The following is a 13,985-nucleotide window of genomic DNA, read 5'->3' as shown; positions in this document are numbered from 1 at the left end:
TGTCTTCATAAAAATTGGCTGCATTGTACCTGTTATTTCGGGGATAATCCAATTACACGGGCAAACCAAGGTGAAAAATCCTCTCTCGCCTTTTCAATTTCAATGCCCTTTTCAGTAAAATTTAACCTTATATGACCTGAAATAGCGGTATTTTCTACCGCACTTTGATAACGATTTAATCGTTCAATCACGGTTGGATGAGGAAAATTCCACGCATTCCATCGTCCACTTGAAATTAAAGCGATATCCGGTTTTGTCTGTGCCAGTAAAAACTCGCCTGTTGAGGTTTTACTGCCATGATGCCCTACCTGTAACACGTTAATCTTGCCGAGGTTTTCAGCAAAAGATCTTTCTGTTGCCACATCAGCATCACCGGTTAAAAGAATCTGATACTGTCCATCCATGAGTAAAATCACGCAAGATTGGGGATTCTCTGCCCTGTCTGTTATTTGCGCGGGTGAAAGAACTTTAAAATCGAGCCCTCGCCACGACCATTGTTTCCCCTGAAGACAAAAAGTGCGGTGCGTTTCGCTATAGTTTTTACGAGAAGGTGTGATCAGTTCAATCTCTGGATATGCGGCTAAAATCGCTTTAGCACCACCTGAATGGTCATTATCATCATGGCTTAAAATTAAGGTTTCAAGTTCGACACCTTCCCGTTGAAGATAAGGCAATATTTCCAATTCTGCCATGGAAGATGCCCCTATCCCACTCTGCCAGGCGGGCCCTGTGTCATACAACACGCCTTTTCCTTCTTTTACAATTAAGGTTGCTAAACCTTGTCCCACATCTAACGTATCTAACTGCCATTTTGGTTTCGTGAGATATCGATACCCAAGCGTACTCATACAAACACTAAAAATAAGAATTACGCCCCAAAGAGCTCGTTTATACTCTTCTGGTGATAAGATTTTTGTTTTATTAAATGTGAAAAATCGACTTGGTTTTAACGGTGTGTTTTTTGTTTGAACTTGAGATACTAAATACAACCCATATAACATTCCGCCAAAAACAAGACTTAAAAGTGCGGTCAAAATGAAAGATAAATTCATCGAAATCGGAACATACGATCCTTGGAAAAAACTGAGGCATTGCGTAATACCTTGAGCAATCGCATTTGAAAGAGGCCAAGAAGAAAATGCACCATGGGTCAACACCGCAAAGAGAATCAAGGGTACCAGTAAGAAGCTATACAAGGGCACCGCGATTAAATTCGCCAAGAATCCATTTAACGCCAAGCCATTAAAAAAGAAAAGCTGGATGGGCGTGAATAAAATCAACAGCCCTAACTGCAAATGAAACAAGCCCAAAATCCACCGCACTTTGCGGGATAATTTTTGATGTCGCCATTCAATGATTGATAAGGGAACATATCGGTACCACACAATCAGACAGGCAACAGCACCAATTGAAAGCCAAAAGCTCACCGAAAGCGGCATAAGCGGATCACAAAAAAGCAAAAATGCCACCACCAAACACAGCATTTGCGAAGGCGTGTAATATCGTCGCGAACATTGAAGGATTGCAATAAAAAGCAATGCCATCATTGCACGAAAGGTCGGTAAACTAAATCCAGCTAAATAGGCATAACCTAAAGCAATCAACACACCAAAGCAAAGCGGAAACTGTTGTGAAATAAAGCGTGTAGGCAGTGCAAGTTGCAATAATCGAGCAAAGAAAAAGCCTATCCCCATTGCTAAACCGATATGTAATCCTGAAATAGCAATCAAATGTGCTGTATTCGTTTGTTGATAAATCAGCCACGTTTTATTATCCAGCCAAGCCCGCTCACCAAATGCCAATGCGATAAGTAAACCTTGTAAAGAAAACCCTTCCGTCAGCTTAAGGCTATTCTGTAGAAAATCGGTGCGGTAAGAAAAATCTTCCCCAATTTTGACCGCACTTTTCACATTCCCTACGGCAATAATTCTTTTGGAAAAATACCATTGCTGTCGATCAAATCCCCCGTGATTAAGTCTTGCAGAAATAGGTCGAAGTTTTACTTCTGCCTGCCAAATTTCACCTACTTGTGGCTTTTCCGGCGCTTTCCAATTAATAAAAATCCGTTGTTCCTGCCCATCAAATAAAGACGTTGTCGCAACCAACGTTTGATAATCTTGTTGATGAAGAATTTCTGAAATCTGGAGATCTAATGTGATTTTATTCGGTAAACTTGAAATTTTCTCTGCTTGTCCCAATAACGATAAGGCTGGTGAATGTGCATAAGCCAACGTAAGCAAAAACGAAATACTGCTTATGCAAAAATTTCTGACTTTAAAATAATTGAACCAATGGAAACAAAGTGCGGTCATAACCAACATTAAAATGCTCAGCCCAGCCTGTTGCCAAGTGAACAGTAAAAAATCGGGCACGACAAGCAAGGATAAGGCTGAAACAATGAGCATCATGCACAATTGAAATAGCGTGATTTTCATTTTAAGTGTGATTTATAGCGAGAAAGTAAGGCAACCTAGCCTTAAGTTTACAAATAAGCAAATAAACATACCGTTTTTTGCGACCACGATCGCAAATTTGAAATTTCTAGGCTAAATTTATTTGCTAAATAGGTGAAGTTCTGCTATTTATATCGCCCTTAAAAAACAGGGTTCTTATGTCAGCTATTTTTTAGCTGATAAGAATCAATCAAAACAACAAGACAGGAAGTCGTTTAAATCTTTACTACATTAGGAGTTATCAATGTCTAAGGCATCTCTAAGTTTGCTGGATTTAGCCGGTGTTAAGCCTTATCAACCAAAGAAAGATGAAGAATACATGAATGAAGATCAGATTCTTCATTTCAGAAAAATTTTAACTGCGTGGCACGAGCAAATTGTGGAAGAAGCATCAAGAACAGTTGCTCATATGCAAGATGAAGCATCAAACTTCCCTGATCCGGCTGACCGTGCGACGCAAGAAGAAGAATTCAGTCTTGAATTACGTAACCGCGATCGTGAACGTAAATTAATGAAAAAGATTGAATACACATTGAAAAAATTAGATACCGATGATTTCGGTTATTGTGATTCTTGTGGCGAAGAAATTGGTATTCGTCGTTTAGAAGCACGCCCTACAGCTGATCTTTGTATCGATTGCAAAACTCTTGCTGAAATTCGTGAAAAACAAGTCGCAGGTTAATTTATTTAAGTAACCCAACAAAAAAGTGCGGTCAAAAACAACCGCACTTTTCGTGTTTTTATCAAATGCGCATTGAACATAGAGAATGGAGTAAATTATTCTTACTTATATAAAAAATTTATTTGGTAAAAAAACTAAAAAAGAAACCGAAACCAATATAAATTCGCCAATTCCCAAAACGGCGCCTAAAACCAAAAAATCAAACATTTCAAAAACAGAGCGTTCACAACCCAAGATCGCCCCGTCCTCTTCTCACCATAAGAAAAGCAACACACAAGCGTCTCGCTACGACAAACATAGCGTGAAAGCCTCTCATTTCGGCATTAATCCACGTATGTTTAGCCGTAATGCCATCACTGTGGTAGAAAAATTGCAACGACAAGGTTATGAAGCTTATATCGTTGGGGGGTGTTTGCGTGATTTATTATTAGGTAAACATCCAAAAGATTTTGATGTAGCGACTAACGCACGTCCAGACCAAATTCAGGCCGTATTCCAACGTCAGTGCCGTTTAGTTGGTCGTCGTTTCCGCCTTGCGCATATTATGTTTGGTCGAGACGTGATCGAAGTGGCCACATTCCGTGCAAACCATTCGGATGCGCGCAGCGAAAATCAAGCGAAACAAAGCGATGAAGGAATGTTACTACGTGATAACGTGTACGGCACCATTGAACAAGATGCCGAACGCCGTGATTTCACTGTAAATGCCCTTTACTACAATCCGCAAGATAATACCTTACGTGATTACTTCAACGGGATTGATGATCTGAAAAACGGGAAATTACGTCTGATTGGTGATCCCGTTACCCGTTATCAAGAAGATCCTGTGCGTATGTTACGCTCTGTGCGTTTTATGGCGAAATTGGATATGTTCTTGGAAAAACCAAGTGAACAGCCAATTCGTGAGCTTGCGCCATTGCTTAAAAATATTCCACCGGCGCGTTTATTCGATGAAAGTCTAAAATTATTGCAGTCTGGCAATGGTGTAAAAACCTATAAATTACTTCGCCAATATGGCTTATTTGAACAGCTTTTCCCGAGCTTAACGCCTTATTTCACCGAAAAAGAAGACAGCCTTGCGGAGCGCATGATTTTAACTTCGTTAAATTCAACTGATGAACGTATCGCCGATAAATTGCGCATTAATCCTGCCTTTTTATTCGCGGCATTCTTCTGGTATCCATTGCGTGAAAAAGTGGATGTGCTGAAAAATGAAGGTGGATTAAACAATCACGATGCTTATGCCCTTGCAGGCAATGAAGTGCTTGATCAATTATGCCGATCATTAGCCGCACCTCGTCGTCATACATCCGTCATTCGTGATATTTGGATGTTGCAATTACAACTGCTTAAACGCACCGGTTCTCACCCTGCTCGCACGATGGAACATCAAAAATTCCGTGCAGCCTTTGATTTATTGGCGATGCGTGCTGAAGTGGAAGGCGGTGAAACCGTTGAACTCGCAAAATGGTGGCATGAGTACCAACTCAGCAATCAAGAACAACGTCGCCAGTTGGTTCAAGAGCAACAAAAATTGCATCCAGCGCCGAAGAAAAAATATTACCGCAGACGTAAACCTAAGGCGGCTAACTAATGGTTCAAGTGTATATCGCCCTTGGCAGCAATTTAAATACGCCTACAGAACAATTAAATTCCGCATTAGAGGCAATTTCTGCGCTACCTCATACCGAATTAAAATCGGTCAGCGGATTTTATCAAAGCAAACCATTAGGCCCGCAAGATCAACCGGATTATGTGAACGCAGTGGCAATGATCGAAACCACTCGCCCACCTTTAGCCTTGCTCGATGAATTGCAACGCATTGAAAATGAACAAGGTCGCGTACGTTTACGTCGTTGGGGTGAGCGTACACTGGATTTGGATATTCTGCTTTATGGCGATCAAATCATTCAAAATGAACGCTTAACCGTGCCTCATTATGACATGAAAAATCGCGAATTCGTGATTGTGCCGCTTTATGATATCGCACAAGATTTGGTTTTACCTGAAGGCGAAAAAGTCGCAGATTTGGTGAAAGCCTTTGAAAATCATCAAATGCATAAAATCAAAAACAGCGAGAAAATTGACCGCACTTAACTCAAAACAAAAGGGCTGATATTCACTATCAGCCCTTCTTTTTTACCTATCAAATTAGACGGCAACGGAAACAAAGATTTCTGTGCCGATAATCACACAAATAAAACCAACCAACATTGGGACAGACATACGTTTTACGATTTCAAATGGTGAGATTTTTCCCATACCGGATACCGCTACAACCACGCCAGAAACCGGTGATAAACCACGACCTAAATTAGAGGCTTGTAACATTGGAATCGTTAAGAACGCTGGGTTGACGCCCATTTGAGTGGCTAATTTTGGAATTAATTCTGCAAAAGCATAGAAGGCTGCATTACCTGAACCTGTCGCCATGGTGGCTAAAATGGTAATCACCGCAAGCACTAACATCATAAAGAACGCTGAACCACCGAATGATTGTGCAGAGGCGATTAAATTAGTGATAAAGCCGATAGTACTTAAACTTTGCGCAAATACGCCAGCCGCCACTAAAAGCATTACCACGCCCGCAAAGGCATCTGCCATACCGCGATATGCCACAATGAGATTATCAAAGGTTTGTTTTGCGTTAAAGCTACGTAAAAAATCTACCGTAGCAGTAATGATAAAACAAAGCACCATCACGGTAACAATGTGTAAATTTGGTAAGCCCCATTTACCGTCAAAAATCAACACGCCAATAATTGGTAATAATGGCAAAATTGCATAGTAGTTTGGTGCTGTGGTTTTAATTTCATCTGCATTAATGCGTTCTACTTGCACACCTTCTTTTTTATCTAAATAACGTTGCCAGAAGAAGTGTGCCACGGCAATCCCAAGAATCGCAAAAATCGAAACCGGCAATGCGGTGCCAAATGCAAACTCACCTAAAGGAATTTTGGAAATTTCAGCAGAAAGCACCACATCACCTGAAGTTGGGGAAAGGATAATAGAAATTGGCGATGCACAAATTGCTGCAGCTGCCCCTCGTGAAATCCCCACGTTTACCATCACTGGGAATAATGTCGCCATTAATAACACACCCAAGCCTGTTGCAGATGACACAGCAAAAGACATCAAACATGCGAGAAAGTAAGCAAACACCATTAAAATATAAGGTGAACGGATATTTTTCAGTGGTTTTGACACCAATTTCACCACCACATCATTCGCGCCAAGATGGGTCATGTACACAGAGAAACCACATAACACCATAATCATCAAGCCTAAGCCGCCGCCACGATTACCGAGTAGATATTTCACATATTCTAAAATATCAAAATAGGTGGAACCGGTGCTTTTCACGCCTTCCGGTAAAATCGAATGTCCCATCAGCACTGAAATGAATAACAAGACCAAGCCACCGAACATCAACACGCCAGTCGCTGAATAGCCTTTCACGATATAATATGCCACCAAGACAATGGCAATCAAACCTATTATCAGATCCATAATTTACCTCTTTATTAAAATAATAATATCAGCAAGATAGCGATTGAATTGGCAGTTGTAAATCAGTTCAATACGAAAATTTGAGATAGATCACAAAAAGAATTTTGGGGAGAAAGTGCGGTTGGTTTTGGAGATATCTTTAAGAGTGAAAAACTTTACGAAGACGACCGCACTTTTAGTTTCTTATTATTAGGCTAATACATCAGTATAGGGAATTATTTATTCCTAAATGGATTTTTGGAATGATGAACCTTAGAGCTATCTCTTAAATTTCTAATAAAGAAATCTTCATATTTAGAAGCTCCTATTGATAGATATATTTCTTTTATATATTCTCTAACTGATGGCTCATACTCTAAATACATTGATTTATTATTAACATCTGATACGATTCTCTCATCAAATAAATCTGTAATAAAAAATATTCTACACTCTTGCTCATCTTCAAATGCAGCATGCTTAATTAGAAACTTAAGTGGTAACAAAATATAATTAACTACATTGTATAAGCCTTCATTAGATTTATCATTTCCAAACATAGAATTTAATACTTCTTTAAATTCCTCAATCGCAATTTTAACTTTATTAGTTTTTTATTAACCTCATCTAAGTAGGAAGTAAAAAACTCATCCCTCCCTTCTCTATAAAAATCAATCTCACTACGCTTAGCTAATTTTATATACCCTGATGCATTATCCATATATATACATCTATAAACTGGCAATTTATTAATTTTATTATTAATATCTATATTAACACTTGAATTATTCTCTAAAGAAAATGAATTTATCACTAATTCTTTTTTCCCATAATCAATAAAATTATAAGGTTTTGAATATTCACCAAAGAAATTTTTATCAAAAATAAGACTTACTCCAGAAGCTTCCTGATTATTTTCTTTTCCATACAATCTAAACTGATTTAAGCTATCATGATTAAATGTAAAACAGCTAACAAATGAACAAAGACCAATCTCTTCATTAGGCAAGTTAAGATAATCGAATAAAATATTACCCTCAGTTGGATCATTTACATTTTTTATTGTGCTTAAACGTAATTTTGATGGTTCTTCATTATATCCCAATAATGAAAAAGCGGTACTTGGTCGTGTATAGTGACAAATATATTCCTCATACTCACTATCTAATTTTAATAAATTTAAAATTTTATCAACAATTTCTTTTAACTTAATTAGATCTTTAGTAAACGGCTCCATAGAATCTTGTGAAATTCTAATAAAACATTCAGATTCATAATGATAAACCTCCTTAGACTCTTCAAAAAATTTTTTTGCATTATCATATTTCCCTTGATAGAGAAATATTTCTCCAATAATTAACCTTGCTTTACAGAAAAAATGTTCACCATCATCTTTATTTATATTTTTTAATACTTCTTTTGCTTCGACTAGCTCATTATTTTCTTTTAGAAGAATGCCGAAATTAATACATGTAAAAGCAAATTCTTTTGGATTATCATCTCTAGTTATCTCTCGGAAAACTTTCTTTGCTTTATCATATTTACCTTGAGTATATAATAGAATACCTAAATTATTTCGTGATTGTACAAATGCCTGTGTATCATCTTCTCTTTGAATTTCTTGGTATGCCTGTTGAGCCTCGGGATATTTCCCTTGTGATTTAAACAATACCCCTAAATTAAATCGTGACTTTGCAAATATCTCTTTATCATCTTCTCTTTGAATTTCTTGGTATGCCTGTTGAGCCTCGGGATATTTCTCTTGTGATTTAAACAATATCCCTAAATTAAATCGTGACTTTGCAAATATCTCTTTATCATCTTCTCTTTGAATTTCTTGGTATGCCTGTTGAGCCTCGGGATATTTCTCTTGTGATTCAAACAATAGCCCTAAATTAACTCGTGACCTTGCAAATTGTTTTTTATCATCTTCTCTTTGAATTTCTTGGTATGCCTGTTGAGCCTCGGGATATTTCTCTTGTGATTTAAATAATAACCCTAAATAAAATCGTGACTTTGCAAATATCTCTTTATCATCTTCTCTTTGAATTTCTTGGTATGCCTGTTGAGCCTCGGGATATTTCTCTTGTGATTCAAACAATAGCCCCAAATTAACTCGTGACCTTGCAAATTGTTTTTTATCATCTTCTCTTTGAATTTCTTGGTATGCCTGTTGAGCCTCGGGATATTTCTCTTGTGATTTAAACAATACCCCTAAATTAAATCGTGACTTTGCAAATTGTTTTTTATCATCTTCTCTTTGAATTTCTTGGTATGCCTGTTGAGCCTCGGGATATTTCTCTTGTGATTTAAACAATACCCCTAAATTAAATCGTGACTTTGCAAATATCTCTTTATCATCTTCTCTTTGAATTGATTTATATGCCTGCTCAGCCTCTGCATATTTTCCTTTTTTCTGGAACTCTAGCCCCGATTTAAATTGTGATTTTGCAAATTCTTTTCTACTAGAATTATTCTCTTTATTCATGTCATTCCCTCCCCTGATTTAAATTACGAAATTTCATTAATAACATTCAAAATCCGCTTATCCGACACCTGATACTTCGTGCCTAATTGTTGCGCAAATAAACTCACCCGCAATTCTTCGATCATATAGCGAATCTCAGCAATTTCATCAGAAATTGGTTTAGATTTCGGCAGTTTAGCCAGCAATTGTTGGTAAGCTTGTTGTACTTGTTCTATGCGTAGCATAGCCGCACGATCGCGGTTCACATCTTGAGCCAGTTTATCAATACGTTTATCAACGGCTTGCAGATAGCGCTGTAAATCCGGTAGGCGATCATAACCGCTCTTTTGCACAAAACCTGGATAAATCAGCCCGCTTAATTGCGCCTTAATATCAGAAAACGCAAAGGTCATAGTAAAATCCATTTTGCCTTTTAAACGTTGGTTTAAGGCATGGTTGAGGGATAAGATCTGCTCCACTTTCTGCGCAATATCCACGGTCACTTCGTTAAGGTTTTCTCGCACGAAATCTCGTAATTTTTCAAAGCCAGCTTCATCCCATACAAACCCGCCAAAATCGGCAATCAGTTTATCCACCGCACAAGCGATACAATCATCTATCAAATCCAACACACGACCGAACGGAGTAAAATACAGCCCTAATTTAGCTTTATTCGGCAATTTTTCATGCAGATATTTAATTGGTGAGGGTACATTGAGCAACAATAAGCGACGCAAACCTTGTTGCATTGCTACTGCTTGTTCAAATTCCGTTTCAAACAGTTTGATACCTACCGCATCTTTTTCATCTACAATAGCCGGGAACGCTTTGACGCTAAAACCACGTTGTTTTTGTTCGTAACATTGTGGTAAATCTGCAAAGCTCCAAATATGTAGCCCGCTTTGCTCAATGCCATCATCTGCCACAGCAGAAATGCTTTCCTGTACGCGATCTTTTAAGTTGAATTTCAGCTCATCCAAATTCATGGATTCGGCAATTTTCTTGCCGTTTTCATCTACCACACGGAAGGTCATTTTCAAATGACTTGGAATTTGTTCCCAATTCCAATGTTCCGCTTCTACTGTGACGCCCGTCATACGACGCAATTCATAAATTAGCGTATCTAATAACGGTTTTTCCAATGGCACAGCTCGGCTTAAAAAGGCTTGGGCATAATTAGGTGCCGGCACAAAATTACGACGATAAGATTTCGGCAACGATTTAATCAGTGCGATCACCAGTTCTTCACGTAAACCTGGAATTTGCCAGTCAAAGCCAGTCATTTCCACTTGATTTAGCAACGGCAACGGGATATGCACCGTCACCCCGTCCGCATCGGTGCCTGGTTCAAATTGATAAGTTAATTTGAGTTTTAAATTTCCTTGATGCCAGAAATTCGGGAAATCCAGCTTGCTTACTTGCTCCGCATCATCATTAATCAGGAATGAACGTTCAAAATTAAGCAATTCAGGATCTTTTTGCTGTGCCTTTTTCCACCAGGTATCAAAATGTTTTTGAGAAACTACTTCCGTACTAATACGCTGATCGTAAAATTCAAAAAGCGTACGGTCATCCACCAAAATATCGCGGCGGCGACTTTTGTGTTCCAACTCTTCCACTTCTCGAACGAGTCGTTGATTTTCTTTGAAGAATTTATGTTTGGTATTCCAATCCCCTTCTACCAAGGCTGATTGAATAAAGATCTCGCGGCTTACTGTCGGATCAATAGAGCCGTAATTCACTGGTCGCGCAGCCACAATCGGCACGCCGTAAAGCGTGACTTTCTCATCTGCAATCACCGCCCCACGAGATTTCGACCAACGCGGTTCGGAATAGGATTTTTTAATTAGATGCTCGGCAAGTGGCTCAATCCATTCTGGCTCAATTTCCGCTACAATACGCCCCCAAAGTTTGGAGGTTTCCACTAACTCTGCCGCCATCACCCATTTCGGTTGTTTTTTGAAAAGTACAGAATTGGGGAAAATTGCAAAATGGGCATTACGTGCGCCAAGATATTGTTGTTTCTCCGCTTCTTTTAAACCGATATGAGAAAGCAAACCGCTTAAAAGTGCGGTATGAATTTGCTGATATTCTGCTTTTTCAGAATTAATCGGCAAGCCCATTTCACGGACAGTTAAACGAATTTGATGATAAATATCTTGCCATTCACGAATACGTAAATAATTTAAGAAATCCTTTTGGCATTGACGACGGAATTGGTTTTTACTCAATTCTTTTTGTTGTTCTTGTAGATAACGCCAAAGATTAAGGAAAGCCAAGAAATCTGATTTTTTATCAGCAAAACGTCGATGTTTTTCATCGGAAGCTTGCTGTTTTTCTTGTGGACGCTCTCGAGGATCTTGAATAGACAATGCGGCAACAATAATCATCACTTCATGCAACGCACCTTGTGAGACAGCGGTCAGCAACATCTTCGCTAAACGTGGATCCACAGGGAGTTGCGATAATTGACGACCTGCAGCCGTTAATTGACGTTTCTCGCCCGCTTTAGTGCGAACGATTTCAAATGCGCCCAATTCTTCCAACAGTTTTATCCCATCTTGAATATGGCGTTTATCTGGGGCATCCACAAACGGGAAGGCTTCAATATCATCCAAACCCAATGCTGTCATTTGCAAAATAACGGAGGCTAAATTGGTGCGTAGAATTTCAGGATCGGTAAACTCCGGACGAGAATTAAAATCCTCTTCCGAATATAAACGAATACAAATCCCTTCGCTCACACGACCACAACGGCCTTTACGCTGGTTAGCAGATGCCTGTGAAATAGGTTCAATCGGTAAGCGTTGTACTTTGGTGCGATAGCTATAACGGGAAATGCGTGCGGTACCTGGGTCAATCACATATTTAATGCCCGGCACGGTCAATGAAGTTTCCGCGACGTTGGTCGCCAACACAATACGATTTAATCCGCTTGGATGGAAAATTTTATTCTGTTCTTGCGCAGACAAGCGAGCAAAGAGCGGTAGAATTTCCGTGTGTTTTAGATTTTGTTTTTGTAAGGCTTCAGCAGTATCGCGAATTTCACGCTCACCGTTCATAAAGATCAAGATATCGCCCCGACCTTCCGCTTGCAATTCATCCACCGCATTAAGAATGCCTTGTAGCTGATCTTGATCGTATTCTTCCACTACGGGACGATAACGCACTTCAACAGGATAGGTTCTGCCCGAGACTTCAATAATAGGCGCATTGTTAAAGTGTTTAGAAAAGCGTTCCACATCAATGGTTGCGGATGTAATGATGAGTTTTAAATCACGACGACGTGGCAATAACTGTTTCAGATAACCGAGAATAAAATCGTTGTTCAGACTTCGTTCGTGGGCTTCATCGATAATCAAACAAGAATATTGGTTGAGAAAACGATCATTTTGAATTTCTGCTAACAGGATCCCGTCAGTCATCAACTTGATTTGCGTATCATCACTAATTTGATCGTTAAAACGAACCTTATAACCAACTAAACCGCCAAGCTCCGTTTCCAGTTCTTCCGCAATACGCGCAGCCACCGAACGAGCGGCAATACGACGCGGCTGAGTATGTCCAATCATGCCCAAATTGCCGAAACCTAATTCCAAACACATTTTCGGCAATTGGGTGGTTTTACCTGAACCAGTTTCCCCTGCCACCACAATGACCTGATGCTCAGAAAGCAGTTTTTGAATTTCTGCTTTGCGTTGGCTAACGGGCAAACTCTCTGGAAAAATAATCGGATTTTTAACCGCACTTTTACGATTTTCTACACGCAATTGAGCCTGTTCAATCTGCAACTGAATTTCAGCAGCAACAGCTTGTTGAGCTTCTGGGCTTTTAATTTTTCCAATCCCATGAATGCGGGCGGATAAACGACGTTGATCCACCAGCATGATATCCTTGAGTTTCGAAAAGAGAGATTGTTGTATCGGATTTAATTCACGTTTGACTGATTTGTTCTTCATACTGATTTACTTTTAAAACCACCGTAAGCCAAGCAAAGCCAACCAATTAAAAATAACGTTCCGCCAATCGGTGTCACCCAAACGAGGAACTTGCCTGCACCAAGCGCAAGTGCATAAAGGCTGCCACTAAAAAGAAGAATACCGTACGCCCAACTCCCTGCTGCAACATTAGCCATTTTATTGGTAGCCAATGACTCTCTGCACAATTGCAAAATGCCAATCGCTAAAATAGTAATAGTGTGGAACATTTGATATTTCACACCTGTTTCAATCCACGCTAATTCTTTAGGTTCTAAAACCTTACTTAATCCATGTGCCGCAAAAGCACCAATCGACACACATAAAAAACCGCTTAATCCCGCGATAAATAACCATTTGTTTTTCATTTAAAATTTTCCTATTAATACAGCTAAAATACCTGCGGCGATTAGAGGTCCCACCGGAATACCGCCTAAGAAAGAAACTCCAATAATCGTACCAATTAATAATCCTGTCACCAAAACAGGTTGTTCACTCATTAATGGTACGCCTTTCCCTGCAAGCCATGCGACGAATACCCCTGTTAAAATAGAAACGCCCATTTTCCAGTTTAAAAATGAACTGAGATCGGGAAGTTGGATTTTTCCCGAGACTAATGGCGCAAGCACACCAATCGTTAAAATGATGATCCCGATTTTGACACCGTATTGTTCGAGTATAGGAATGTATTTGGATAATAAGGTTTGCTGCATGATTAATAACACAGCCGCTGAGATGGTGATTGCGCTGTTTTGACTCATTAAACCTAAAATGATTAAGAAAACCAACAACAACGCTATCATATTGAATTGTAATGACATAATACCTCTAAAGTGCGGTCACAAAACTGACCATTTTTATGCGTGTAAAGTTTTTGTAAATTATACCAATTTCTTGCTTTTCTGTGTTTTTTATTT

At 39.1% G+C, this 13,985-nt stretch carries 10 protein-coding genes; 3 read left to right on the top strand and 7 right to left on the bottom strand.

Translation table 11 applies throughout. The features are described from left to right. Positions 1–32: 32 nt before the first annotated feature. Positions 33–2,435 (bottom strand): DNA internalization-related competence protein ComEC/Rec2, encoded by a 2,403-nt coding sequence (locus tag DPV81_RS04515; protein WP_165818960.1) that lies wholly within the window; start codon positions 2,433–2,435, stop codon positions 33–35. Positions 2,436–2,697: 262 nt separating this feature from the next. Between DPV81_RS04515 and dksA the strand changes: the two genes are divergently transcribed. The 3 genes from dksA to folK all read left to right on the top strand — a co-directional run bounded on the left by dksA (position 2,698) and on the right by folK (position 5,232). Further along, positions 2,698–3,135: an RNA polymerase-binding protein DksA gene (gene dksA, locus DPV81_RS04510; protein WP_049384440.1), complete on the top strand. Its 438-nt coding sequence runs from the start codon at positions 2,698–2,700 to the stop codon at positions 3,133–3,135. 235 nt (positions 3,136–3,370) lie between these two features. Further along, a complete protein-coding gene (pcnB, locus tag DPV81_RS04505; protein ID WP_207930104.1) occupies positions 3,371–4,729 on the top strand; it encodes a polynucleotide adenylyltransferase PcnB in 1,359 nt (452 codons plus the stop codon). Continuing rightward, on the top strand, positions 4,729–5,232 hold the full coding sequence (gene folK / locus DPV81_RS04500) for a 2-amino-4-hydroxy-6-hydroxymethyldihydropteridine diphosphokinase (protein WP_111386950.1): 504 nt from the start codon (positions 4,729–4,731) through the stop codon (positions 5,230–5,232). The genes pcnB and folK overlap by 1 nt, the downstream gene beginning before the upstream one ends. A gap of 54 nt (positions 5,233–5,286) precedes the next feature. Here folK and dcuC read toward each other — a convergent pair whose 3' ends face one another. The 6 genes from dcuC to DPV81_RS04470 all read right to left on the bottom strand — a co-directional run bounded on the left by dcuC (position 5,287) and on the right by DPV81_RS04470 (position 13,889). Then, positions 5,287–6,645 (bottom strand): anaerobic C4-dicarboxylate transporter DcuC, encoded by a 1,359-nt coding sequence (gene dcuC / locus DPV81_RS04495; RefSeq protein ID WP_111386948.1) that lies wholly within the window; start codon positions 6,643–6,645, stop codon positions 5,287–5,289. A gap of 215 nt (positions 6,646–6,860) precedes the next feature. After that, positions 6,861–7,184 (bottom strand): hypothetical protein, encoded by a 324-nt coding sequence (locus tag DPV81_RS04490; RefSeq protein ID WP_111386946.1) that lies wholly within the window; start codon positions 7,182–7,184, stop codon positions 6,861–6,863. 5 nt (positions 7,185–7,189) lie between these two features. Further along, positions 7,190–9,112 carry a tetratricopeptide repeat protein gene (locus tag DPV81_RS04485; RefSeq protein WP_111386944.1) on the bottom strand — a complete coding sequence of 641 codons (1,923 nt, stop codon included), beginning with the start codon at positions 9,110–9,112 and terminating at the stop codon, positions 7,190–7,192. 23 nt (positions 9,113–9,135) lie between these two features. Beyond that, positions 9,136–13,050 carry an ATP-dependent RNA helicase HrpA gene (gene hrpA, locus DPV81_RS04480; RefSeq protein WP_111386943.1) on the bottom strand — a complete coding sequence of 1,305 codons (3,915 nt, stop codon included), beginning with the start codon at positions 13,048–13,050 and terminating at the stop codon, positions 9,136–9,138. Further along, positions 13,047–13,436, bottom strand: coding sequence for a DUF423 domain-containing protein (locus tag DPV81_RS04475; protein ID WP_111315502.1), 390 nt, complete (start codon positions 13,434–13,436; stop codon positions 13,047–13,049). Before DPV81_RS04475 ends, hrpA begins: the two co-directional genes overlap by 4 nt. Continuing rightward, the gene (locus DPV81_RS04470; RefSeq protein ID WP_111386941.1) at positions 13,437–13,889 is read right to left on the bottom strand and encodes a DUF441 domain-containing protein; all 453 of its coding nucleotides are present in this window, start codon (positions 13,887–13,889) and stop codon (positions 13,437–13,439) included. Positions 13,890–13,985: the final 96 nt, after the last annotated feature.

The sequence above is a fragment of the Haemophilus parainfluenzae genome (assembly GCF_003252795.1).
Classification (GTDB): Bacteria; Pseudomonadota; Gammaproteobacteria; order Enterobacterales; family Pasteurellaceae; genus Haemophilus_D; species Haemophilus_D parainfluenzae_K.
The sequence above is the reverse complement of the archived record's forward strand: the minus strand, read 5'-3'. Positions and strand labels throughout refer to the sequence as shown.